The sequence below is a fragment of the Streptomyces sp. NPDC002467 genome (assembly GCF_042889825.1).
Classification (GTDB): Bacteria; Actinomycetota; Actinomycetes; order Streptomycetales; family Streptomycetaceae; genus Streptomyces.
The window spans coordinates 357,165-379,692 of sequence record NZ_JBIARJ010000001.1 but is presented as its reverse complement, the minus strand read 5'-3'; the positions used below and the strand labels follow the sequence as shown (position 1 = coordinate 379,692).

Genomic DNA, 22,528 nt, shown 5'->3' with positions numbered 1-22,528 from the left:
CGAGGTGAGCCGCACTGGACCCCGGAGAACCCGGGTGCCGGACCGACGGAGGAGCACCAAGTGACCGTGGAGAGCACTGCCGCGCGCAAGCCGCGACGCAGCAGCGGCACCAAGCGGGCGGCAGGCGCGGCAAGCGCCGCGAAGCCCGCCGCCGCCACCGCGCAGACGCAGGACGCTGAACCTCAGCTCGTACAGCTGCTGACGCCCGAAGGGGTTCGCGTCGACGACGCGGCGAACGCCGAGTTCGCATCCTTCGTCGCCGACATCACCACCGAGGACCTGCGCGGGCTGTACCGCGACATGGTGCTCACCCGCCGCTTCGACGGTGAGGCGACCGCGCTCCAGCGTCAGGGCGAACTGGGCCTGTGGGCCTCGCTCCTCGGCCAGGAAGCCGCGCAGATCGGCTCCGGTCGGGCGCTCCGCAGCGACGACTACGTCTTCCCGACCTACCGCGAGCACGGCGTGGCCTGGTGCCGCGGCGTCGACCCGACCAACCTCCTCGGCATGTTCCGCGGCGTGAACCACGGCGGCTGGGACCCGAACACCAACAACTTCCACCTCTACACGATCGTCATCGGCTCGCAGACGCTGCACGCGACCGGTTACGCGATGGGTGTGGCCAAGGACGGCGCGGACTCCGCGGTCATCGCCTACTTCGGCGACGGCGCCTCCAGCCAGGGTGACGTGATGGAGGCCTTCAACTTCTCCGCCGTCTACAACTCGCCCGTGGTGTTCTTCTGCCAGAACAACCAGTGGGCGATCTCCGAGCCCACCGAGCGCCAGATGCGCGTGCCGCTCTACCAGCGCGCCTCGGGCTTCGGCTTCCCGGGCGTCCGCGTCGACGGCAACGACGTCCTCGCCTGCCTCGCCGTCACCCGCTGGGCGCTGGACCGGGCCCGCCGGGGAGAGGGCCCGACCCTCGTCGAGGCGTTCACGTACCGCATGGGCGCGCACACCACCTCCGACGACCCGACGAAGTACCGTCGGGACGAGGAGACGGTTGCCTGGGAGGCCAAGGACCCGATCCTGCGCCTGAAGGCCCACCTGCTGGCCTCCGGGGGCGCCGACGAGGCGTTCTTCGAGGAGCTGGAAGCCGAGAGCGAGACCCTGGGCAAGCGGGTGCGCGAGGTCGTGCGCGCCATGCCCGACCCCGACACCATGGCGATCTTCGAGAACGTCTACGCGGACGGGCACGCGCTCGTCGACGAGGAGCGCGCCCAGTTCGCCGCCTACCTCGCGTCCTTCGAGGAGGGTCACTGATGGCTGTCGAGAAGATGTCGATCGCGAAGGCGCTCAACGAATCGCTGCGCAAGGCCCTGGAGCAGGACCCGAAGGTCCTGATCATGGGCGAGGACGTCGGCAAGCTGGGCGGTGTCTTCCGCATCACCGACGGCCTGCAGAAGGACTTCGGCGAGGAGCGGGTCATCGACACCCCGCTCGCCGAGTCGGGCATCGTCGGCACCGCCATCGGCCTGGCCCTGCGCGGCTACCGGCCGGTCGTGGAGATCCAGTTCGACGGGTTCGTCTTCCCCGCGTACGACCAGATCGTCACGCAGCTCGCGAAGATGCACGCGCGTGCCCTCGGCAAGATCAAGATGCCGGTCGTCGTGCGCATCCCCTACGCGGGCGGCATCGGCGCGGTCGAGCACCACAGCGAGTCCCCGGAGGCGCTCTTCGCGCACGTCCCGGGCCTCAAGGTGGTCTCCCCGTCGAACGCCTCGGACGCGTACTGGATGCTCCAGCAGGCGATCCTCAGTGACGACCCGGTGATCTTCTTCGAGCCGAAGCGTCGCTACTGGGACAAGGGCGAGGTCGACACCGAGGCCATCCCGTACGAACTCCACAAGGCGCGGGTGGCGCGCGAGGGCGCGGACGTCACCCTGGCGGCCTACGGCCCGATGGTGAAGGTCTGCCTGGAGGCGGCGGCCGCCGCGGCCGAGGAGGGCAAGTCCGTCGAGGTCGTGGACCTGCGCTCGATGTCCCCGGTGGACTTCGACGGGATCCAGGCGTCGGTCGAGAAGACCCGCCGGCTGGTCGTCGTCCACGAGGCCCCCGTCTTCCTGGGCGTGGGCGCCGAGATCGCCGCGCGCATCACGGAGCGGTGCTTCTACCACCTGGAGGCGCCGGTGCTGCGCGTGGGCGGTTTCCACGCCCCGTACCCGCCGGCCCGCCTGGAGGACGAGTACCTGCCGGGCCTGGACAGGGTGCTCGACGCCGTCGACCGCTCGCTGGCGTACTGAGGAGCCACGTTCATGACCATCCGCGAATTCAAGATGCCCGACGTGGGCGAGGGCCTCACCGAGGCCGAGATCCTCAAGTGGTACGTCCAGCCGGGTGACACCGTCACCGACGGTCAGGTCGTCTGCGAGGTCGAGACGGCGAAGGCGGCCGTCGAGCTGCCGATCCCCTTCGACGGCGTCGTGCACGCGCTCCTCTTCGAGGAGGGCGTCACCGTCGACGTCGGCCAGGTGATCATCTCGGTGCAGACCGCGGGCGGCGACGCCCCGGCGGCGGAGGCGGCCCCGGCCGTCGCCGCGCCCGCCCCCGTCGCCGCCGAGGAGCCGGCCGCCGAGGCGCGCCAGCCCGTCCTGGTCGGATACGGCGTTTCCACCGCCTCCACCAAGCGCCGCCCGCGCAAGGCGCCGGCGGGTGCGCCCGCGCAGAACGGCACGGCTCCGGTGGCCGCCCCGGCCGCTCCCGCCGCCCCGGTGCTCCCCGCGGTCCCGGCGCAGCCGGCCGGCGAGCGTCCGCTGGCCAAGCCGCCCGTGCGCAAGCTCGCCAAGGACCTCGGCATCGACCTGGCCGCCGTCGTCCCCACCGGCGACGGCGGGGTCGTGACCCGCGAGGACGTCCACGCGGCGGCCGCCGCGGCCATCGTCCCGCAGGCCGTACCGGCCGCCGCGGCGGTGCAGGCTCCGGCCGAGGTCGCCCAGGCCGTCCCGGCCCCGGCCCTCGCGGTCGAGCCGTCGGCGCGGGAGACCCGTATCCCGGTCAAGGGCGTCCGCAAGGTCACCGCCCAGGCCATGGTCGGTTCCGCCTTCACCGCGCCGCACGTCACCGAGTTCATCACCCTCGACGTGACCCGCACGATGAAGCTGGTCCAGGAGCTCAAGGACGATCCGGACCTCGCCGGTCTGCGGATCAACCCGCTGCTCCTGATCGCCAAGGCCGTGCTGGTGGCCATCCGCCGCAACCCGGACGTCAACGCGTCCTGGGACGAGGCGGCCCAGGAGATCGTGCTCAAGCACTACGTCAACCTGGGCATCGCGGCGGCCACTCCGCGCGGGCTGATCGTCCCGAACATCAAGGACGCCCACGCCAAGACGCTCGGCGAGCTCTCGGAGTCCCTGTCCTCGCTGGTCGCCACGGCCCGCGACGGCAAGACCTCCCCGGCCGACATGCAGAACGGCACCATCACCATCACCAACGTCGGCGTCTTCGGCGTCGACACCGGTACGCCCATCCTGAACCCCGGCGAGTCCGCGATCCTCGCGGTCGGCGCGATCAAGCTCCAGCCGTGGGTCCACAAGGGCAAGGTGAAGCCGCGCCAGGTCACCACCCTGGCCCTGTCGTTCGACCACCGCCTCATCGACGGTGAGCTGGGCTCGAAGTTCCTCGCCGACATCGCGGCGGTCCTGGAACACCCGCGCCGCCTGATCACCTGGGCGTAGCGGCACGCACGACACGCACCAGCCGACGGCCGGTCTCCTTCCGGGAGGCCGGCCGTCGGCGTCCTCCCCCGAGGAGGGAAATCGCCGGCCGGCGCGGTGCGACCGTGTGATCATCGCCGGATGTTCTTTCGCGCTGCCACCGCAGACCCCGCAGACATCGACCGCGCCCTCGCCTATCCGGCCGACGGCCCCGTCGCAGCCCTGACCGCCGACCGGATCCGTGAGGAGCTCGCGGGGAACCGATTCCGCGCCGAGTGGATCTGGTTCGCCGAGGACGAGGACGGAGAGGTCCTCGCCCGCGCCCTGTGGTGGGGGCGCGCCGACAGCGAGCGGCCCATCGCCCTCGACTGCCTTCAGGTGCGCTCCTCGGTGGCCGACCCGGCCGCCGTCGCCGCCGGGCTGCTCGCCGCCGGGCACGCCGCCTTCGGGAACCTGCCGATCTACAACGTGTCGCTGCCCCGCGACTGGCGCACCGACCCGGAGCTGGCCGCGGCGGTCGCCTGGCGCACGGAGGCCGCGGGCGCCGCCGGCCTGACGAACGGGATCGAGCGGCTGCGCTACGAGTGGACCCCGGAGGCCGGTACCCCCGAGCCCACCGGCCGGCTCGTCTTCCGCGAGGGCACCGACGAGGAGTTCCTGGACGCCTTCGCCCGGCTGTCCTCGGGCAGCCTCGACCTGCACACCCAGGCCGAGCTGCGGTCGATGGACGCGGAGCAGCTGGCCCGCGAGGACGTCGCGTTCTACCTCGACTGCCCCGGCGAGCGCTCCTGGTGGCGCCTGGCCGACCTCCCGGACGGGACCCTCGCGGGCATGGCGATCCCCTCGGCGACCCCGTACCACCGCAACGTCGGCTATCTGGGCGTCGTACCGGAGCAGCGCGGCCGGGGCCTCATCGACGAGATCCTCGCCGAGATCACCCGCTTCCACGCGGCCGAGGGCGCCGAGCGGATCACCGCGACCACGGACACGGTCAACGTCCCGATGGCCGCCGCCTTCGACCGCGCGGGGTACGAGGTCACGGAGATCCGCCTCGTCCTGGAGGAGCCGTCCGGGGCTTGAGCCGCGCCCGGTAGCCTCCGACCCGAAGGGGGGTCGGGGTGCCATTCGCCGAACTGCAGGTGTACTCCGTCGAGGAGGCCGACGTCACGGGCGGGGTGTGCGTCGTCCGCTGCGTCGGCGGGGTCGCGCGGGCCGGGCAGGTCTACGCGGTGGGGGAGCTCCGGCTCTGGCTGCGCGGGATCGAGCGGTACGGCCGACCCGTCGGCTCCTTCGACGCCGGGCACACCGCGACGGTCCGCCTCACGGGGGCCGTGGTCGGACTGTTGAGCCGAGGCCAGGTGCTGACCTCCGTACCGCCCGACGGGCACGCGCTCGCCGACCTGGAGGCCTGGCTGGGCACCGATCCGCCGCTGCTGGACGAGCCCGCGCCGCGCGCCCTGCGCGTCATGGCCGGCTCGCGCATGCAGGACGAGCGGCTGGCGGACGGCATCCGGCTGCGCTGGGGCCGGGTGGCGCTGGCCGCGGTGTACCGCTGCGCACGGGCCGAGGGGACGAGCGACCTGGTCAGGGCGCCCGAGGTGGCCTACGTACGCGGCTACCTGATCCGCACCTTCGGCCCGGGCCCGGGTCCGGAACGCGGGGGCGACCCGGTGGAGCTCTGCCGGGAGCTGCTGGCGCTGATCGACCTGACCCCGGCGGAGGCCGCCGCGCGGGGGCGGGTCTGGCGGGACCTGCCGGCCGCGGAGATCCTGCACCTGAGGCGCGTCAAGTTCCTGATCCCGTGGCTGGTCCTCGTACGTCCGCACCTCGCGGACGGGGATCCGCTGGCGGGGGCGGTGGACGCGTGGGAGGCGGTCCGTCCGCTTTTGCCCTGAGGTGAGGGATGACATCGGCTTTCGGACATTGCATGATGATCGGAGTACGCGGGGGGTCGCGTGCGCCCGACTGTCGCTGGGGGAACAGGACGTCTACCAGTCGTGCGGCGCCGCAGGGTCCTTCGTGTCTCCACGTCTTCTCTTCGCGAAGGAATCCCTTCTGGTGCGTCCCACCCGTGCGACGGCCCTGCTGACCGCAGGTCTCGTCACCCTTCTCGGTGCTCCCGCCGGCGCTGCGGCGGCGGCCGAGGCCCCGGCCAACCTCTACGTGAACAACCAGGACGGCTCGAACTGCTCCGACACCGGAGCCGGTACGCAAGCCGTCCCCTTCTGCAGCATCTCGGCGGCGGCCAAGGCCGTGCGGCCGGGCCAGACCGTGCAGATCAAGCCGGGCAAGCGGTACGACGAGGCCGTCACCGTCGACCGTTCCGGCGAACCGGGCAAGCCGATCGCCTTCGTCGCCGAGCGCGTCCTGGACCAGAGCGGCATCCCGATCCCGGTGGCGACGGGCGTCGACAAGCCCCTGACCGTCAGCGGTGCCTCCCACGTGGTGATCCGCCAACTGAGTCCCAACGGACCCGTCACGGTCAGCGGTTCCACGGATGTCGAACTCGACCGTATGACCGCCCGCGACTACGGCGTCGTGGTCGGCGGCGCGAGCACCGACGTGCGCCTCACCCGGAGCGATGTGACCGGAGTCCGGATCGAAGGCGGTTCCCGGGGGACCGTCCTCGGCCGCAACCTCATCCGCGCCTACGCCGAGCCGCCGGTCACGGCGGTGGACGCACCCGGCACGGTGGTCACCAACAACACCCTCCACCTCAGCGCGTGCACGCCGACCATTTCGCTCGGTGGCACTTCCGCCGGGTCCGCCGTGTTCAACAACCTCGTCCATCCGGTTCAGTGGGTCCCGTGCACGATCGACAAGCGGATGACCGGCATCTCGGTGTCGGAAAGCGCTGTGGCGGGTACGCGCGCCGACTACAACCTGCTGATCGACGGGGCCAACAGTGCTCTGAACGCCTACAGCTGGGCCGGAACCGCCTACGAGACCGCCGAGGCGCTCAAGGCCGCGACCGGGCAGGGCGCGCACGACATCCTCGTCCCGGGGCCCTTCGGCGTGGTGGACGGGGTGGACGGCTCCCCGACCATCGACTCCGGTGACCCGACGGCGCCGGGTGTGCTGCCCACGGACAAGTGGGGCTACCCGACCGCGGACGACCCGCGCGTGCCCAACACGGGCAAGGACGGCGGTTTCATCGACCGCGGTGCCCGTGAGACCCAGGACGATCTGCGCGGCGTCAAGCTGGAGATCGACCAGCCCTGGGCGCCGGCCGGCACCCCGGTGACGGCCAAGGTCTTTCCCGACAACAAGTGGCGCGACGCCCTGACCTACCGCTACGACTTCGGCGCCGGGACGGCTCCGTTCGTCACCAAGGAGCGCAGCGCCACGCACGTCTACGCGTCTGCGTGCGAGTGCGTGGTCAAGGTGACGGCGTTCAACGCCGAGGGGAAGCAGGTCGCCGCGGAGCAGACGACCAAGGTGACCGCACCGGGCCCGCTGACGGCGGGCTTCACCTCCGCGCCGGTGCTGCCGACCTCGGACGACCCGATCCGGCGCATCGCGCCCCTGACCATGACGGTCGACCCCCGGCCCGCCACCGCGGCACCGTGGCCGGTGACGGACGTGTACGTGAACTTCGGTGACGGTGCCTGGGACCACAGCGACCACATGGACCGCGCCTTCGATCACACCTACAGCCGGCCCGGCGACTACCAGGTGACGTTCACCCTCTACGACTCGAAGGGCACCAAGTCCGAGGTCAGCCGGAACGTCCGTGTCGACTACGCGGCGTCGGGTTACGTGGCCACCGAGCCGTTCCGCCTGCTGGACACCCGGACCACCGGCGGTCCGCTGCGCGGTGGCGTGCCGCTGTCGACGCTCCTCCCGGTCGGCATCAACCTGCCGGGGCACGTCATGTCCGGCAGCATGGCCTCGGTGGTCCTCAACGTGACGGTCACCAACCCCACCCAGGACGCGTTCGTCGCGGTGACGCCGTACGCCCAGGAAAACCCCTCGACCTCGAACCTCAACGTCCGGGCCGGCACGACCGCGTCCAACACGGTCACCGTCCCGGTCAGCGCCCTCGGACAGGCGTGGTTCACGCTCAACGCGGGCCAAGCGGACCTCGTCGTGGACTTCGTCGGCTACTACCAGCCCAACGTCGGGCAGAAGTTCAGCCCGGTCAGCCCGACGCGGCTCGCCGACACCCGTGAGGCGGGCGGCGCGCTGGGCGCCGGTCAGACCCGTACGGTGAAGGTCGCGGGCGCGGCCGGCATCCCGGCCGGTGCGAGTGCGGTCGCGCTCAACCTGACCAGCACGGACACGACGGCCGGCACGTTCGTGACGGCCTACCCGGATCCGGCGAAGCGACCGGCGACCTCGAACCTGAACCCGGAGCCGGGCAAGGCCAAGTCGAACCAGGCCATCGTCCCGGTCGGCCCGAACGGCACGATCACCCTCTACAACCACTGGGGTTCGACGCACCTGGTCGTCGACGTGGTGGGCTTCTACGGCAAGGACGGCAAGGCGCTGTTCACGCCGGTCGTGCCGAAGCGTCTGGCCGACACCCGGGACACGGGCAAGCTCGCCCAGGGCGCCACCACGACGGCGGCGGGCGTGCCGGCCGGCGCGGTGGGCGCCGTGGTGAACCTGACGGCGACCGAGTCCGCCGGTGCGGGCTACCTGACGGCGTACGGATTCGGGGCCGCCCGGCCGAACGCGAGCAGCCTGAACACCCTTCCGGGGGTCACGGTCCCGAACCACGTGACCACCCCGGTCGGGGACGGCAGGATCAGCGTCTACAACGGCCCCTGGGGCGGTTCGACGCACGTGATCACCGACCTGTTGGGCTACTTCACCCAGGGCTGATCGGCCCGATCTTCCGGAGCCCCGGTCCCCGCGCACCACGCGGGGGCCGGGGCTCAGTGCTCGCGGCCGGACGCCTCGTCCTCGTCACGACCAGGCGAGGTTGAGCCAGGGACTGCCCGGATCGGTCATCAGCGCGCGGTGAGCGGCGGCCATCTCCTCGTACCAGTGCCCGTACTCCTCCTCGTCGAACTGCAGGCAGCGCCCGAGGATGAAGCCGACGGAGAGGTCCTCCCAGGAGCGGTACGCGAGCCGGCAGACCTTGCCCGCCCGTACGACGGCGTCCTCGGTCTCGGCGAGGCTGCCGAAGCGGGCGCCCAGGCCCCAGCGGGCCATCTGGGAGGCCCGGCCGTAGTCCCAGGCCTCCACTGATCGCACGTACTTGTTGTCACTCAGAAGCCCGTCGGCCCGGAAACGCTGCTCGTAGCGCGCGATCCGGCCGATGACCCGCTGCACACCCGCGATCTCGCCCTCGATCTCGGCGGTGGGGCGCGGCTCTGCGACGGTGACTCCGTCGAGGGTGATGCGGGGCTCGCCGGCCCGCTCGGCGTTGGCCCGGAGCGTGGCCTCGGTGGCGTGCCGCCAGTGCTCGATCTCCACCGGCCCGGCGAAGTCCCTGGCCAGGGAGGAGCGGACGCGGAGCGCGAACTCCCACACCGGGCTGACCATGTCGGCGTTCAGCAGTCGCTCGGTGCTGCGCAACCACTCCTCGCGGGTGGTGACGCCCCACGAGTCCTTGAGCTTCTCGCGCTCCCTCGTGTAGCCCTCGCCGTGGTAGCCGATGGCGTTCCAGAACATCCCGTTGCGGACGGAGAGATGTGCGCCGCAGGCCAGCCCGAACGCGACGGGCCCGCGCAGGGGACCACCGACGTGGAGGGCGTGGACCTTGTTGTACTCCTGGCCGGCGTAGCGGGGCTTGCGGTCGAAGTGGTAGGCCCAGGTGGCACGGTGGGCCGGGGTGGCGGGGAGGAAGACCTCGAAGGGGGTGCCGGGATTGACGGCCAGGTAAGGGGGCCCGCCGGCGGGATAGGCGTCGATCCACCAGCCGAGCGTCGTGCGCTCGAAGACCAGCTCGGAGGTCGGGGCGGGGAGCATGCCGGCAGTGAAGGCGACGTAGGCCTCGGCGGCGATCTGGGGAAAGTAGGTGCGCTCCCGTCGGATGGAGTCGGGATGCGCGTCCTGGTACGCGCGGGATTGCGGGACGAAGAGTTCGGTGAGTGAGAGGGCGTCCAAGAAGGCGGGCCAGTCGCCGTGTGCCCTGGCCTCTGCCAATTCTCGTTCCACGGCGCTCGGAGCGGTCCAGTTCCCCATGCGCAAACCCTAGCCGGGCCCACCGATCACCAGTTCGGCCGTCGGGGTCCATCCCGCGATGGTCAACCCGGGCCTCCGGCAGGTCCGCCGGGAGATCGGCCCTCGATGACGGGTGTCAGGCCGTCCAGGAGGGCCTTCAGGCCGAACTCGAAGAGCTTGTCCAGTCGCAGGTCGTAGCCGTCCTCGAAGGAGCCGACGACCTTGGCGAACACCGGGAAGCGACCGGACGCCACGAGGTCCCCGAGCGCGCCGGCGCGGCTGTCCATCCACTGCTCCTCCGACTGGCCCGTCGTGGCCTCCGCCTGCGCCTCCGTCTCCAGGTGCGCCGCCAGACCCTGTACGTGGCTGTAGAGCAGCACGTGGATGTCGAACACCGTCTCCGGGTCGAGGCCGTGCCCGTCGAGCGCGCCCAGCACCCACTCGCCGTGGACCATCAGGTTCGGCGCGAGCAACGGGCGGGTGAGCGAGCCGAGTTGGGCCAGCCACGGGTGCCTGCGGTACAGGCGCCACAGGGTCCGCCCGCTCAGCTCGATGCGGGAGCGCCAGTCCCCGGGCGCCTCGGCCGGGTAGGACTCCTCGCCGAACGCCGCGTCGGCCATGAGCAGGACGAGGTCCTCCTTGCTCGGCACGTACCGGTACGTCGACATCGGCGCGACCCCGAGCCGGGCCGCGATCCCGCGCATCGAGAGCGCGGCGAGCCCTTCGGCGTCGGCGACGTCGATGGCGGTCCGCACGATCCGGTCGAGGCTCAGCTCCCGTTCGGGGTCCGGGGCGGGTGACGGACGCCTGCGAGGCGCGGTCGCGGTTCCGGCGACGACCGTGCCGGTCCGGGGCCGGGTCTCGACGAGCCCCTCCAGGCGGAGGGTGGTCAGCGCCTTGGTGGCGGTGGCGAGCGCGACCCCCCACTCGCGGGCGATCCGTCGGGTCGAGGGGACCGGGTCCCCGGGCCCGAGCTCGCCCTCGGCGATGCGCCGCCGGATCTCGGCGACGATGCGGAGGTACGGCGGATCCCCGGCCGCCCCCGCCCCTGTGGCCTTCGTCACGTGCCGTCTCCTCTCTGTCCTGTACTAGTGCAGAGGGTAGCAGCGGTGATCGCGCTCGCGGCGTAACTGCCCTAGTACAGGAACGGAATTTGGGCAGTTGAAGCGGCTGCGCGTGCGCCGTACGTTCAGTCCTGCGTACACCGTACGAACAGCTGTAGCTCCACACGTCGAAGGGGAAATGCCATGCAGACCGTACTCATCTCGGGTGGCGGGATCGCCGGCCCCGTGCTCGCACACTGGCTGCGCCGCCGCGGCCTGCGTCCCACCGTCGTCGAACGCGCCCCGGGGCCCCGCGCGGGCGGCCAGGCCGTCGACATCCGCGGTGTCGCCCTCGACGTCGTGGACCGGATGGGCCTGCTGGAGCGGCTGAGCGGCGTCCGCACCCGGATGCGCGGCATGTCGGTCCTCGACCCGGAGGGCAACGAGGTCCACCGCTCCACCGAGGCCACCTTCAGCAGCGGGCGGCTCGACGGCGAGGACATCGAGGTGCTGCGCGAGGACCTGGTGCGGATGGTGCACGAGCACACCCGAGACGACGCCGAGTACCTCTTCGACGACACGATCACCGCCATCGAGGAGCACGAGACGGGCGTGCGCGTCGACTTCGCCCGCGGGCCCTCCCGTACCTTCGACCTCGTGGTCGGGGCCGACGGGCTCCATTCCACCGTGCGGCGGCTCGCCTTCGGCCCCGAGGAGTCCTTCACCCACCACCTCGGCAGCCACCTCTCGGTATTCACCGCGGAGAACTTCCCGGGCCTGGACGACTGGCAGTTGTGGCTGCGCGACGGCGACGCGGGCTTCGGGATCATGCCCGTGCGCGACAACACCGAGCTCAGGGTCGCCTTCGGCTTCGAGTCCGGCCCGCTCCCGGACCACCTGCGCGAGCCCGGGGCCCTGCGCGCGCTCGTCGTCGGCCGGCTGGGGGCCCTGCGCTGGGAAGGGGCGCGGTTGGCCGAGGCCGCACGCACGGCGCCCGACTTCTACTGCGACGCCATGGCCCAGATCCGCATGGACGGGTGGTCGAAGGGCCGGGTGACCCTGCTCGGGGACGCCGGGTACTGCCCGTCGCCCCTCTCGGGGCAGGGCACGAGCCTGGCCCTGGTGGGCGCGTACGTCCTCGCGGACTGCCTCGGCACGGCGCGGGGCGACCACCGCACCGCGTACGCCGCCTACGAGCGCCGGATGCGCCCGTTCGTCGCCGCCAACCAGGCGCTGGCCACGGAGAACCCGGGCGGCCCGGCCTCGGAGGAATCCGTCGACCGGGCCAAGAACGCCATCTCCCTGGACGCGTGACGCGGCCGGGGTCAAGCGCCGCGGGCGGGATCAGTAGGTGTCGTACTCGCCGAGCCAGTCCAGGATGTAGTGGGCTTCCCGGTTGCTCTGGTTCCAGAAGTCGATCAGCTCGTACGGGCCCGGCTTCGCCTGGACCAGGTTGGGGACGCTCGCGCCCGCGGTCCAGTTCAGCGCGGAGGAGCCGGGCCGCGGCGGCGGGACCGGGCGCCCGTTCCGGTACGCGTCCTGCGGGTACGGGTCGGGGGAGACGGAGAGGTACCCCGGACCGGTCGTGCTGGTGACGGTGACGTTCAGGACGTACGCCTCGATGGGGAGCCCGCCGCGGTTCATGGAGTCCATGTTCATCTCCATGTAGCCGCCGGCGAGGCACGGCCAGCCCGTCCATCGACGGGAGTCCATGAGCCGCACAGGGGCGCTGGTGTTTCTGGACCTCGTGCTGGTGAAGGCCGCCTTGCTGTCGGGGCTGTAGTAGCCGACGACGTCGACGACGACATCGGTTCCGTCCCAGGCTCCGTTGCGGATGTCGATCTTTCCGCCGGCGCCGATGGGGATGATGACCGAGTTGGCGATCGTCTGACCGGCGCCGAAGTTGAGGTTGGAGGTGGTCGGAGCGGTCTGACCGCTCGGGAAGACCGTCAGGTGCCCGGCCTGCCGGGGATTGGTCACGGTCACGTTGAGCGCCACGGCGGTCGCTCCGGCCGGGACGCCGCCCTTGCCGGTGATCTGCACGCCGATGGCGCTCTGGCCGGCGATCTGGCGCCGCGACGCACCGAGGCCCTCACGGGTGTCGACCAGACGGGCCGGATCGAGCGAGGAGTAGCCGTTGGACGCCGAACGGTCGAAGTAGCCCGTCACGTCCGCGATCAGGTCCGCCGCGTTCCAGCCGCCGTTGTAGAGCTCCACGTAACCGTCCTTGCCGATCGGCACGATCACCTGGTTCGGGACGGTCTGGCCCGCGACGTAGTTCAGGTTCGAGGACTCCGGCCGCTTGGTGCCCCCGGGGTACGCGGAGACGTAGCCGCCGGCGGTGGTGTTGGTGACGGTGACGTTGAGGACCACCGCGGCCGCCCGCGCCGGGACCTTCGCGTTGCCCGCGACCTTGAACCGGACCGGCGAGTACGGGCCGACCTTGGCCTTCGCCGCGCCGATGCCCGCCCGGGTGTCGAGCAGCCGGGTGGGGGCGTGCGGCGCGAAGAAGGAACCGGCCGTCGAGAAGGGGAGTTGGTTGACGGCCTGGACCTGGTTCACGGTGTCCGTCGCGGTCACGGTGATGAGGTAGTCGCCGGGCCTCGGGTACGTGTGCCTCCGGTCCCCCACGATCTCACCGCCGAGGGCGGTGACCGTCTCCGTGGTGCCGTCGCCCCAGTCGATGGTGACCTTGTGTTCGACGCGCACGCCGTTGTAGAGGTTGATGTTCAGGGACATCCCGCGGGCGGACTTGATGTCACCGCTGATGTAGAGCTCGAGGTTCGACGCTTCGGCCGAGGCCTGCGCCGGCTTGCCCGCCGCCGTGTTGCCGGGCAGAGCCGTCCGGACCGTGCGGTCCCCCGGGCTGTCGAACGCCCCGGTCCCGTCGGCGGCCACCGAAGCCGGTGGAACGGAGCCCCCCGGCGCCGCCGGACCGGCGGCCTGCGCCATGCCCGGTACGAGACCAACACCTGCCGCGATGAAGGCGGCTGAAACCATGAGTCGGCGACTGCGCACCGGCCCCCCCATTTTCAGTTACTCATTGAACGAGTTCGAAAGCCCGCTCAGAGTACAGATCCGCACAGGCGAGGCAAAGGGGATTGGGCCGCGTGCGGACCTCGGATCGGCCCCGTCGCGTACGTGCCCCCGTGTGCCCCCGCGCGACCGCGCCGACCCCCTTGACGGCCCCCGTGCCCGGGGGGACGCTCCCGGGTCTGGCATTCGAACGGTTGCAGCTGGGGGGCGTCATGCCGGAGGAACACGTCCTGTCCGCAGGGGAGTTGAGGGCGCGGCTCGCGTCGCGCGGGGCACGGTGGTCGGTCTCGGAACACCTGGCCGACGAGGAGCCCGTACCGAGGCCTTCGCTCGGTCTGGAGCCGGGGGCGAACCTGACGCCCGCCGAGGAGGCGGGAGCGGTCGATCTGCGCGAGCTGATCGGGCACGCGAGCGGCAACGCGCACCTGACCCGGCGCCGCGCCGCCCACGGGCTGATCCCGGGCGCGCCGACCACGGCCGCCGCCCGGCCCGCCGCCGTCGACTGGCGCAGCCGCTGGGGATGGCCGTGGCTCACCAAGGTCAAGGACCAGAACCCCTGCGGCTCCTGCTGGGCCTTCGGCGCGGCCGGCCTGGTGGAGTCGATGGCCCGCATCGAGCACGGGGTGTGGGCGGAGCGCTCCGAGGGGGACGTGCACGACGGTCTGCGGTTCAGTTGCGGGCAGGGCTCCAATCCCGAGACCGCGCTCGACTGGGTCAGGGACAACGGCGGGCTCGCCGACCCGGACTGCTGGCCGTACAGCGTCCCGCCGGACGGGCTGCCCGCCTCCCGCCGCGACGCCTGGCGGGCCGAGTACACGCCCAGTTGGGACCGTTCGGGGCGGACCGTCCGGATCACCGACTACGTCCGCCTCGGCGACGTCGAGCAGCAGAAGGTCTGGCTGGACACCGTCGGCCCGCTCACCGCCTGCTTCGACGTGTACGACGACTTCTTCGCGCTGGGGGCGGGCGTCTACCACCGCACCAGCGACCACCTGGCCGGCGGGCACTGCGTGCTGATCGTCGGGTACGACGACGCGGCCGGCTGCTGGCTGTTCAAGAACTCCTGGGGGACCGGCTACCACGTGGGCGGCTACGGCCGGATCGCGTACGGCGAGGTCAACATCGACCACTGGGCCAAGTGCGGTCTGCGCGGCACCAACATCGACCCCTGGAGCAAGCGCCGCCTGCACGCGGGCAACGTCTACGAGAGCGGCAACGGCCGCGCCCACCGCAACTTCGAGCTGCTCGGGACGACCACCGGCGCCCGCCTCCAGCACTGGTGGCGGGACGGAGACTCCCCCTTCCTCTGGGCCCGCGGGGGCGTCTTCGCGAACGACGCCTCCGGCCAGCCCGCCTTCACCGGCACCACCTACAACCGCAACATGGAGTCCCTGCACGTCACCACGGGCGGCCGGCTGCGCCACTGGTACTACGAGCAGTCGGCCCGCGTCTGGCGCGACGGCGGGGCCTTCGGGCCGGGCGACGCGGCGGTCGGGTCCACCCCGGCCTTCATCCAGAGCGACTACGGCAAGCCGGGCAACTTCGAGGTGGTCGTACGGACCGCGGACGGCCGCCTCAACCACTGGTGGCGGATCAACGGCGCCCCCTGGACGTGGAACGACGGCGGCCGCTTCGCCTCCGGCATCGCCCACTACGGCCCCGCGCTCGTCCAGACCCGCGGCCGCCGGCTCGACCTGGTCGCCGCCCGCACCGACGGCCGTATGCAGCTGTGGTGGCGCGACGATCCGAACGGCTTCGCCTGGCGGCCCGGGGAGGTCTTCGGCAGCGGCACGGCGGCCGTCTCCGCGCCCTGCCTGATCGAGGCCCAGTACGGAGCCGCCGACGAGGACACCGCCGGGAACTACGAGCTGTGCGTGGCCGTGGCCGGCGGCCGTGTCGAGCACTGGTGGCGGGGGAACGCCTCCGGGGCCGCCTGGACCCGCGGCGCCGTCTTCGGGCACGACGTCGCCTCGGTCACCGGGATGCTCCAGGGCAGTTTCGGGTTCAACCTGGAGGTGATCGTGCTGCGTACCGACCGCACCCTCCAGCACTGGTGGCGCGACGGCGCGGGCTGGCACGAGGGGTCGGTGATCGGCCCCGTGTGAGGCCTTGGGCCGGAGCCGGGAGGTCGTGCGGGTGGAAGTACGCGAGGTCGCGCTCGCCGCCGGCGAGTCGTACGAGCTGAGGCTCGCGGGGCGCGGGGCGCGCGGGTACGTGTGGACCTGGCAGGTCACCGGCGACGAGGACGCCGTCTCGGTGACCGAGTCCGCTCCCGCCCCGGTGCGGGTGCTGCCGGGGGCCGCCCTGGAGCGGACGTACGTGGTCCGCGGCCGCTGTCCCGGCGGGCGGGCCCGGATCCGCTTCGCGCAGGTCCGGCCGCCGTACCCGCAGGAGGCCCCGTACGACGAGTTCGTCCTGGAGGTGGAGGTCACCGCCTCCTGAGCCGGGGCGGGGGTCACCGCCTCCCGAGCGCCCACCCCTGTACGGATTCCAGCGGGCCCCGCTCGAAGCGGCGCAGCCACAGCCCCGAGCCGGCGACCAGCGCGAGGGACACCACCGCCCACAGGCCCATCACCCACCAGGGGCCGCTGCCGCCGAGGCGCTCGGCCAGGCCCAGGCCGATGCCGTAGCAGAGCAGCACGCAGAGCAGGTTCTGGGCGACGTAGCAGGACAGGGCGGTGCGTCCGACGGAGCCGAGCGCCTTCGCGCCGGGCACCGCGAAACGGTCGAGGGCGGTGCCGATCAGGCCGATGTACCCGACCGCGATCAGCGGTGCGATGCCGTAGCGGCCGAGCACGAAGAAGTCCTGGCCGCCGAGGGTCGCGGCCGCGCCCAGCGGCAGCCCGAGACCCAGCCCCCAGGCGGCCATCCGGACGCGGACGCGCCGCCCGGCGGCGGTCGGGGTGAAGGCGCCGGCGCGGTGCAGCCGGACCCCGAGGAGGAAGAGGGAGACGAGCAGCCCGAAGGAGAAGACGGGCTCGATGCGCAGGGCGGCGAAGTGGTCCAGCCGGAAGACGATCTGGTCGGCCCAGCCGCCGTGGGCGTACAGCCGTACCGCCTCGGGGTCGGGGGTCTTCGGGCCGGAGTCCGGCTTGGCCAGGTCCCCCAGGGTCACCAGCCCGACCAGCGCCAGGTGCAGCCCCGCGGCCGTCCACAGGGCGACCCGCCGCACCCGCTCGGAGCGGGCCAGGAGCCAGGCGACGAGGAGGGCGGTGACGGCGTACCCCATCAGCACGTCCCAGGCGAAGACGAGCAGGAAGTGGACGGTGCCCTCCAGGAAGAGGAAGGCGGCCCGGCGCGGGTACCGCCCAGGCCAGGACTCGCCCCGCCGCGCGGCGGAGTCGTACTGGATGGCCAGGCCGACCCCGAACAGGATCGTGAGGAGGGACAGGAACTTGCCGTCGGCCAGGAAGCGGAAGACGCTCTCCGCGACGGTGGCGGCGGAGGGGTCGGCGACCGGGTCGGGCGAGGTGAGCCCGCCCTGGAGGACGCTCCATTCCGAGCCGGGGGAGGCGAAGATCCAGACGTTGGTCATGAGCGTGCCGAGTACGGCGGCGCCGCGCAGGACGTCGAGGAGCGGCAGCCGGGCGGTCGTCGTGCGGTCCGCGCCGGCGAGGAGTGTGTCGGCCATGACTTCAGGGTCCCGGCGGGCGCGGCCCGGTACGTCCTGCCGGTGGACGAAGCCCGGGTACACCCTTCGATGCAGCGACGGGCGGGCGGCGTCCGCATCCTGGACGCCGCCCGGCTTGCACCCCTGTTGTATCTATGCTGTGCGCATGCCAGCCGCCGCGGTCACGAGCGCCGCCCCCGCCACCACCCCCGCAACCGCCGCCGAACGCGTCTACCAGCACGTCAAGCAGGGCGTGCTCGACCGTCGTTACGAAGGCGGCACCCTCCTCACCGAAGGCGAACTCGCCGAGGCCGTGGGGGTGTCCCGCACCCCCGTCCGCGAGGCGCTGCTGCGGCTGGAGACCGAGGGGCTGCTGAAGCTGTACCCGAAGAAGGGCGCGCTGGTCCTGCCCGTCTCCGCGCAGGAGATCAACGACGTCCTCGAAACCAGGCTGCTGATCGAGGAGTTCACCGTACGCAGGGCCGTCCCGGCGCCGCCCGGCCTGCTCGACCGGCTCGCCGGACTGATCGAGGAGCAGCGCCGTCACGCCGCCGCGGGCGACCTCCCCGCGATGACGGCCGCCGACCGGGCCTTCCACGCCGAGATCGTCGCCGCCACCGGCAACCAGATCCTGGGCCGGCTCTACGACCAGCTCCGCGACCGGCAGCTGCGGATGGGCGTCGCCGTGCTGCACGCCCACCCCGAGCGGCTGGAGCGGACGCTGGCCGAGCACACCGAGATCCTCGACGCGCTGCGCGCCGGGGACGCGGACACGGCCGCGGCGGCCGTCCGCGGCCACATCGGCCGGGTCGAAGCGTTGGTGCGGGGGCAGGGCCGGTGACCGGGCTGCCCGAGGATCCGCCGGGCGGGCGCAGGGCCGTCGCCGTCTGGTGCATCGGAGTCGCCGTCTACTTCGTCGCGGTCATCTTCCGCACCAGCCTGGGCGTGGCCGGCCTCGAAGCCGCGGACCGCTTCCACGTGGGCGCCTCCGCCCTCGCCACGTTCTCGCTCCTCCAACTCCTCGTGTACGCGGGCATGCAGGTCCCCGTCGGCCTGATGGTGGACCGGCTCGGCACCAAGAAGGTGCTGACCCTGGGCGCGACCCTCTTCACCATCGGTCAGCTCGGCTTCGCGCTCTCGCCCTCGTACGGGATGGCGCTCGCCGCCCGCGCGCTGCTGGGCTGCGGCGACGCGATGACCTTCATATCCGTGTTGCGGCTCGGCACCCGCTGGTTCCCGGCCCGCCGCGGCCCGCTGATGGCCCAACTCGCCGGCCTGGTCGGCATGGCGGGCAACCTCGTCTCCACCCTCGTCCTCGCGCCCGTGCTGCACGGGGTCGGCTGGACGGCGGCCTTCGCGGGGAGCGCGGTGGCGGGGCTGGTCGTCCTGGTGCCACTGGTGCTGTTCCTGCGGGACAACCCCGAAGGGCACGAGCCGGCCCCGGCCCGGTCGCGGGGCGGGCGCGGGTTCGTACGCCGCCAGATCAAGGAGTCCTGGAGCGAGCCCGGCACCCGGCTCGGGCTGTGGGTGCACTTCACGACGCAGTTCCCGGCGATGGTGTTCCTGCTGCTGTGGGGCATGCCGTTCCTGGTGGAGGCGCAGGGACTGTCGCGGACCACCGCGGGCGGGCTGCTGACGCTGGTCGTCGCCTCGAACATGGCGCTCGGGCTGGTCTACGGCCAGATCATCGGCCGCCGCCAGTCCTCCCGGATCCCGCTCGCGCTCGGCACGGTCGGGGTGACCGCGCTGCTGTGGGGTTCGGTCCTGGCCTATCCGGGGGACCGGGCGCCGATGTGGCTGCTGGTCACGCTGTGCCTGGTGCTGGGGGGCTGCGGTCCGGCGTCGATGATCGGCTTCGACTTCGCCCGGCCGGCCAATCCGCCGGAGCGTCAGGGCACGGCCTCCGGGATCACCAACATGGGCGGTTTCATCGGCTCCATGACGACGCTGCTGGCGGTGGGCATCCTGCTCGACGCCACCGGCGACGACTACCGCATCGCCTTCTCGACGGTGTTCGTGCTGGAGGCGCTGGGCATCACCCAGATCCTGCGGCTGCGCGGCCGCGCCCTGGCCCGCGAGGCGACCCGGGCCCGCGTCACGATCCCCGCGCCTGCGCCTGCGCCTGCGCCTTCGCCTGCGCCTTCGCCCCTGTCGTCCCCGCAACCGGACAGGGCGTCCCGCGCGTGTCCCGTTCCGGAGACCTCGGGGAACGGGTCCCAGTAGCCGAGGGGGAAGCGCCGGAATGTGGACCAGCGCCTCCGCCACCGCGGTGCCGGTGGCGGACAGGTTCGAGTGGTTCAGCGACGTCGTCGCCTCCGCGCTGATCCCCACCGCCATCGTCAGCGAGCGCCACGCCGACTTCCACGCGGAAGCGTCGACGCTCGCCCTCGGCGCCACGCGGCTGTCGACGTTCTCGCACTCGCCCCTGCATTCGCGCCGCACGCCCGCCCTGATCCGGCGCGGCGACCCGGAGCAGTACCAGCTGGCACTGATCACCGGCGGCCGGTGGTGGATGTCCCACAGCGGCGCCGACGAGGAGTTCGGCGTCGGCGACATGATCCTGTGGGACACCTCGCGCCCCCAGGAGACCGTCGCCCACCCCGGACGCGGTCCGAGCCGCTCGGTCATCGTCCACCTGCCGAAGGACGTCCTGCCGCTGCGCCCCGGCCGCGTCGACCGGCTCCTCGGCCGGCGGATCGCCGCGGACCGCGGCACGGCGGCGGTCCTGGCCCGGTTCGTCGCCTCGCTCGCCGAACACGCCTCCGCCTGCACCCCGCGGGAGCTGGGCGAGCTGGGCGCGGCGGCGACCGACCTGGCCGCCGCGTGCTTCGCGCACCGCCTCGACGCCTACGGGGAACTCCCCGTCGAGACCCGTACCCGCGCCCTGCGCGAGCGGATCGACGCCTTCATCGAGCGCCACCTCGGGGACCCGGGGCTCGCCCCCGGCACGATCGCCGCCGCGCACGGCCTGTCCGTACGCGCCCTGCACGCGCTGTTCCGCGCGGCGGGCGACGAGACGGTGGCGGCGTCCGTCCGTCGCCGCCGCCTGACCCGCTGCCACGCCGACCTGACGCGCCCGGGCATGGCGTCCCGCCCCGTCCACGAGATCGCCGCCCGCTGGTGCTTCCCCAACGCCGCGGCCTTCAGCCGAGCGTTCCGGGAGGCGTACGGCCTCACCCCGACCGAGCTCCGCCGGGCGGCGGGCTCCCGGTCGCGCGCCGAGTAGGCCGGCTACGGCGTCACGGCGTCACGGCGTCACGGAGTCACGGAGTCACGGAGTCACCGAGAAGTTCGCCAGGATCGCCTCCGCCAGTTCCGGGTCGCCCTCGACCTTCACCCGGTCCGCGACCGCGCGCGGTCGTACGCGGCCCGCCGCGAGGCGGACGTACGTCTCCCAGTCCAGGGTGAGGGTGACCGCCGGGCCCAGCGACGGCGACTTGTCCAGGGTCCCGCGGCCCTCCGCGTCCACGCGTACCGTCCGCATGAACTCCAGCGGGCCGTGGACGTCGATGACCACCGCGGAGTTCGCGGGCGCCCCCGCCAGCTTCGCGACCACCTTCGGCAGACCGGCGAGGAGGATGTCCTGGGCCACGTACGCGCCGGGCGAGTCCCAGTTGCCCGGCGCTCCCAGCGCCGCCCGCAGGTCCTGCTCGTGGATCCACACGTCGAACGCGCGCAGCCGCAGCGCGTGCTCCAGCGTCACCTGGTCGCCCAGCGGACCCCGCACCACGGTGTCCGGATCCCGCTTCTCGTTGCGCAGCTGGCGCGAGCGGCGGATGACGGTGTACTCCAGCTCCGAGGTCATCTCCGGCGCGGTGTGGTGACGGCGTACGTCGACCTGCACCTCCATGTACCGGCTGAACTCGTCCACGACGTGCCGCAGGTCCCGCGCGACGGTGTGGATCGGCCTGGGGTCGCCGAGCATCTCGCATTCGATGCCGATGATGTGTGACACGACGTCACGGACCGACCAGCCCGGGCACGGCGTCGCACGGTTCCACTCGCCCTCCGTCAGGGGGAGGACCAGCTCGGATATCGCCTCGATGGAGTGCGTCCACGCTTCGGCATAGGGCTGGAGGCTGGGATGCGGATGGACGGTCAACGGGACCCCTCGCGGTGCTGTTCAGTGGCGCGTTCGGAAGCAGTGGCTCGCCATCCAAAACTACGCTGCCTGTGAGCACCCCGGCAGTGCTTTCGTGTGACGATCGTAGGCCCGAGTTGACGGCTTGAACGCCAGGACGGTGGTAATGTGCGCGCCTCGCTGATCCAAATCGCAGTGAACGAGGGCGAGTCGGTGTCTTCCCGACGTGCCCGAGTGGCCGATCTCGTACGGGAACAGGCCGGGTCCGATCTTGTCGTCCTGCCCGAACTGTGGACGGTCGGCGCGTTCGCCTACGAACTCTTCGAGACCGAGGCCGAACCGCTCGACGGCCCGACCTTCGAGATCATGTCCAAGGCCGCCCGCGACGCGGGGGTCTGGCTGCACGCCGGATCGGTCGTGGAGCGCGCCGGCGACGGCTCGCTCTACAACACCGTCCTCGTGGTCTCCCCGGAGGGCGAGCTGGCCGCCACCTACCGCAAGATCCACCGGTTCGGCTTCGACCAGGGCGAGGCGGTCATGATGACCCCCGGCGACTCCCTCACCACGGTGCGGCTGCCGGAACAGACCCTCGGCATCGCCACCTGCTACGACCTGCGCTTCCCGGAGCTCTTCCGCGGCCTCGTCGACGCCGGCGCCACCACGATGGTCGTCGCGGCCGGCTGGCCGGCGCGCCGCCGCGCCCACTGGACCCTGCTCAACCGGGCGCGCGCCGTCGAGGACCAGTCGTACGTCCTGGCCTGCGGCCTGGCCGGGACGCACGCGGGCGTCGAGCAGGCCGGGCACAGCCTGGTCGTCGACCCGTGGGGCGAGGTCCTCGCCGAGGCGGGCCCCGGCGAGGACGTCCTCACGGTGGACCTGGACCCCGCCAAGGTCGAGGAGACCCGCGAGCAGTTCCCGGCCCTGAAGGACCGCATGCTCGGCCTGCGCCCGCCGCGCTAGGTCGTCTCTCCGGAAGAGACGGCCCAGCCCCGAC

Annotated in this window: 18 protein-coding genes; 13 read left to right on the top strand and 5 right to left on the bottom strand. The window is 72.4% G+C overall.

Annotated elements, in window-relative coordinates; genetic code table 11:
• Positions 1-60 precede the first annotated feature (60 nt).
• The 6 genes from pdhA (at position 61) to ACFYYJ_RS01760 (ending at position 8,477) form a co-directional block, all read left to right on the top strand.
• Entirely contained in the window at positions 61-1,260 is a 1,200-nt protein-coding gene (gene pdhA, locus ACFYYJ_RS01785; protein ID WP_389127720.1) for a pyruvate dehydrogenase (acetyl-transferring) E1 component subunit alpha, read from the top strand.
• Complete coding sequence (locus ACFYYJ_RS01780) at positions 1,260-2,240, top strand: alpha-ketoacid dehydrogenase subunit beta (protein WP_389127719.1); 981 nt, start codon at positions 1,260-1,262, stop codon at positions 2,238-2,240. Before pdhA ends, ACFYYJ_RS01780 begins: the two co-directional genes overlap by 1 nt.
• A gap of 12 nt (positions 2,241-2,252) precedes the next feature.
• Entirely contained in the window at positions 2,253-3,671 is a 1,419-nt protein-coding gene (locus tag ACFYYJ_RS01775; RefSeq protein WP_389127717.1) for a dihydrolipoamide acetyltransferase family protein, read from the top strand.
• Between the two features lie 120 nt (positions 3,672-3,791).
• The gene (locus ACFYYJ_RS01770; protein WP_385363805.1) at positions 3,792-4,730 is read left to right on the top strand and encodes a GNAT family N-acetyltransferase; all 939 of its coding nucleotides are present in this window, start codon (positions 3,792-3,794) and stop codon (positions 4,728-4,730) included.
• 38 nt (positions 4,731-4,768) lie between these two features.
• Positions 4,769-5,545, top strand: coding sequence for a hypothetical protein (locus ACFYYJ_RS01765; RefSeq protein ID WP_389127716.1), 777 nt, complete (start codon positions 4,769-4,771; stop codon positions 5,543-5,545).
• A gap of 163 nt (positions 5,546-5,708) precedes the next feature.
• The gene (locus tag ACFYYJ_RS01760; RefSeq protein ID WP_389127714.1) at positions 5,709-8,477 is read left to right on the top strand and encodes a PKD domain-containing protein; all 2,769 of its coding nucleotides are present in this window, start codon (positions 5,709-5,711) and stop codon (positions 8,475-8,477) included.
• 84 nt (positions 8,478-8,561) lie between these two features.
• On the opposite strand, the gene ACFYYJ_RS01755 is transcribed toward ACFYYJ_RS01760, so the two are convergent.
• Both ACFYYJ_RS01755 and ACFYYJ_RS01750 read right to left on the bottom strand, forming a co-directional pair.
• Positions 8,562-9,785 carry a DUF1266 domain-containing protein gene (locus ACFYYJ_RS01755; protein ID WP_385128599.1) on the bottom strand — a complete coding sequence of 408 codons (1,224 nt, stop codon included), beginning with the start codon at positions 9,783-9,785 and terminating at the stop codon, positions 8,562-8,564.
• A gap of 62 nt (positions 9,786-9,847) precedes the next feature.
• A complete protein-coding gene (locus tag ACFYYJ_RS01750; protein ID WP_389127712.1) occupies positions 9,848-10,828 on the bottom strand; it encodes a TetR/AcrR family transcriptional regulator C-terminal domain-containing protein in 981 nt (326 codons plus the stop codon).
• A gap of 183 nt (positions 10,829-11,011) precedes the next feature.
• On the opposite strand from ACFYYJ_RS01750, the gene ACFYYJ_RS01745 reads away from it, so the two are divergent.
• A complete protein-coding gene (locus tag ACFYYJ_RS01745) occupies positions 11,012-12,121 on the top strand; it encodes an FAD-dependent monooxygenase (protein WP_385128597.1) in 1,110 nt (369 codons plus the stop codon).
• 30 nt (positions 12,122-12,151) lie between these two features.
• Here the strand turns inward: ACFYYJ_RS01745 and ACFYYJ_RS01740 are convergent, their stop codons facing one another.
• Positions 12,152-13,759, bottom strand: coding sequence for a PKD domain-containing protein (locus ACFYYJ_RS01740; RefSeq protein WP_389127710.1), 1,608 nt, complete (start codon positions 13,757-13,759; stop codon positions 12,152-12,154).
• A gap of 296 nt (positions 13,760-14,055) precedes the next feature.
• On the opposite strand from ACFYYJ_RS01740, the gene ACFYYJ_RS01735 reads away from it, so the two are divergent.
• Together ACFYYJ_RS01735 and ACFYYJ_RS01730 are read left to right on the top strand one after the other, a co-directional pair.
• Positions 14,056-15,948, top strand: a complete 1,893-nt coding sequence (locus tag ACFYYJ_RS01735) for a C1 family peptidase (protein ID WP_385128595.1) — start codon at positions 14,056-14,058, stop codon at positions 15,946-15,948.
• A 31-nt stretch (positions 15,949-15,979) separates the two neighbouring features.
• A complete protein-coding gene (locus ACFYYJ_RS01730) occupies positions 15,980-16,285 on the top strand; it encodes a protease inhibitor I42 family protein (protein WP_385128594.1) in 306 nt (101 codons plus the stop codon).
• Between the two features lie 13 nt (positions 16,286-16,298).
• On the opposite strand, the gene ACFYYJ_RS01725 is transcribed toward ACFYYJ_RS01730, so the two are convergent.
• Positions 16,299-17,474 (bottom strand): DUF418 domain-containing protein, encoded by a 1,176-nt coding sequence (locus ACFYYJ_RS01725; RefSeq protein WP_389127707.1) that lies wholly within the window; start codon positions 17,472-17,474, stop codon positions 16,299-16,301.
• Between the two features lie 145 nt (positions 17,475-17,619).
• On the opposite strand from ACFYYJ_RS01725, the gene ACFYYJ_RS01720 reads away from it, so the two are divergent.
• Genes ACFYYJ_RS01720 through ACFYYJ_RS01710 form a run of 3 tightly spaced genes read left to right on the top strand, consistent with a single transcriptional unit; the run spans position 17,620 to position 20,679 of the window.
• Positions 17,620-18,294 carry a GntR family transcriptional regulator gene (locus tag ACFYYJ_RS01720; RefSeq protein ID WP_384587358.1) on the top strand — a complete coding sequence of 225 codons (675 nt, stop codon included), beginning with the start codon at positions 17,620-17,622 and terminating at the stop codon, positions 18,292-18,294.
• A 5-nt stretch (positions 18,295-18,299) separates the two neighbouring features.
• Positions 18,300-19,676 carry a nitrate/nitrite transporter gene (locus tag ACFYYJ_RS01715; protein ID WP_389128051.1) on the top strand — a complete coding sequence of 459 codons (1,377 nt, stop codon included), beginning with the start codon at positions 18,300-18,302 and terminating at the stop codon, positions 19,674-19,676.
• 19 nt (positions 19,677-19,695) lie between these two features.
• The gene (locus ACFYYJ_RS01710; protein ID WP_389127705.1) at positions 19,696-20,679 is read left to right on the top strand and encodes a helix-turn-helix domain-containing protein; all 984 of its coding nucleotides are present in this window, start codon (positions 19,696-19,698) and stop codon (positions 20,677-20,679) included.
• A gap of 45 nt (positions 20,680-20,724) precedes the next feature.
• On the opposite strand, the gene ACFYYJ_RS01705 is transcribed toward ACFYYJ_RS01710, so the two are convergent.
• Positions 20,725-21,555, bottom strand: coding sequence for a maleylpyruvate isomerase family mycothiol-dependent enzyme (locus ACFYYJ_RS01705; protein ID WP_389127703.1), 831 nt, complete (start codon positions 21,553-21,555; stop codon positions 20,725-20,727).
• Between the two features lie 147 nt (positions 21,556-21,702).
• Between ACFYYJ_RS01705 and ACFYYJ_RS01700 the strand changes: the two genes are divergently transcribed.
• Positions 21,703-22,494 carry a carbon-nitrogen family hydrolase gene (locus ACFYYJ_RS01700; protein ID WP_385128589.1) on the top strand — a complete coding sequence of 264 codons (792 nt, stop codon included), beginning with the start codon at positions 21,703-21,705 and terminating at the stop codon, positions 22,492-22,494.
• The last annotated feature ends 34 nt before the right edge of the window (positions 22,495-22,528 follow it).

What these genes read in the sequence shown, in the direction of transcription:
- ACFYYJ_RS01745 (WP_385128597.1), top strand. Translation starts at nt 11,012, where the DNA reads ATGCAGACCGTACTCATCTCGGGTGGCGGGATCGCCGGCCCCGTGCTC.
- ACFYYJ_RS01720 (WP_384587358.1), top strand. Translation starts at nt 17,620, where the DNA reads ATGCCAGCCGCCGCGGTCACGAGCGCCGCCCCCGCCACCACCCCCGCA.
- ACFYYJ_RS01725 (WP_389127707.1), bottom strand. Translation starts at nt 17,474, where the DNA reads ATGGCCGACACACTCCTCGCCGGCGCGGACCGCACGACGACCGCCCGG.
- ACFYYJ_RS01775 (WP_389127717.1), top strand. Translation starts at nt 2,253, where the DNA reads ATGACCATCCGCGAATTCAAGATGCCCGACGTGGGCGAGGGCCTCACC.
- ACFYYJ_RS01780 (WP_389127719.1), top strand. Translation starts at nt 1,260, where the DNA reads ATGGCTGTCGAGAAGATGTCGATCGCGAAGGCGCTCAACGAATCGCTG.
- ACFYYJ_RS01710 (WP_389127705.1), top strand. Translation starts at nt 19,696, where the DNA reads ATGTGGACCAGCGCCTCCGCCACCGCGGTGCCGGTGGCGGACAGGTTC.
- ACFYYJ_RS01740 (WP_389127710.1), bottom strand. Translation starts at nt 13,759, where the DNA reads ATGGCGCAGGCCGCCGGTCCGGCGGCGCCGGGGGGCTCCGTTCCACCG.
- ACFYYJ_RS01735 (WP_385128595.1), top strand. Translation starts at nt 14,056, where the DNA reads ATGCCGGAGGAACACGTCCTGTCCGCAGGGGAGTTGAGGGCGCGGCTC.
- ACFYYJ_RS01755 (WP_385128599.1), bottom strand. Translation starts at nt 9,785, where the DNA reads ATGGGGAACTGGACCGCTCCGAGCGCCGTGGAACGAGAATTGGCAGAG.
- ACFYYJ_RS01770 (WP_385363805.1), top strand. Translation starts at nt 3,792, where the DNA reads ATGTTCTTTCGCGCTGCCACCGCAGACCCCGCAGACATCGACCGCGCC.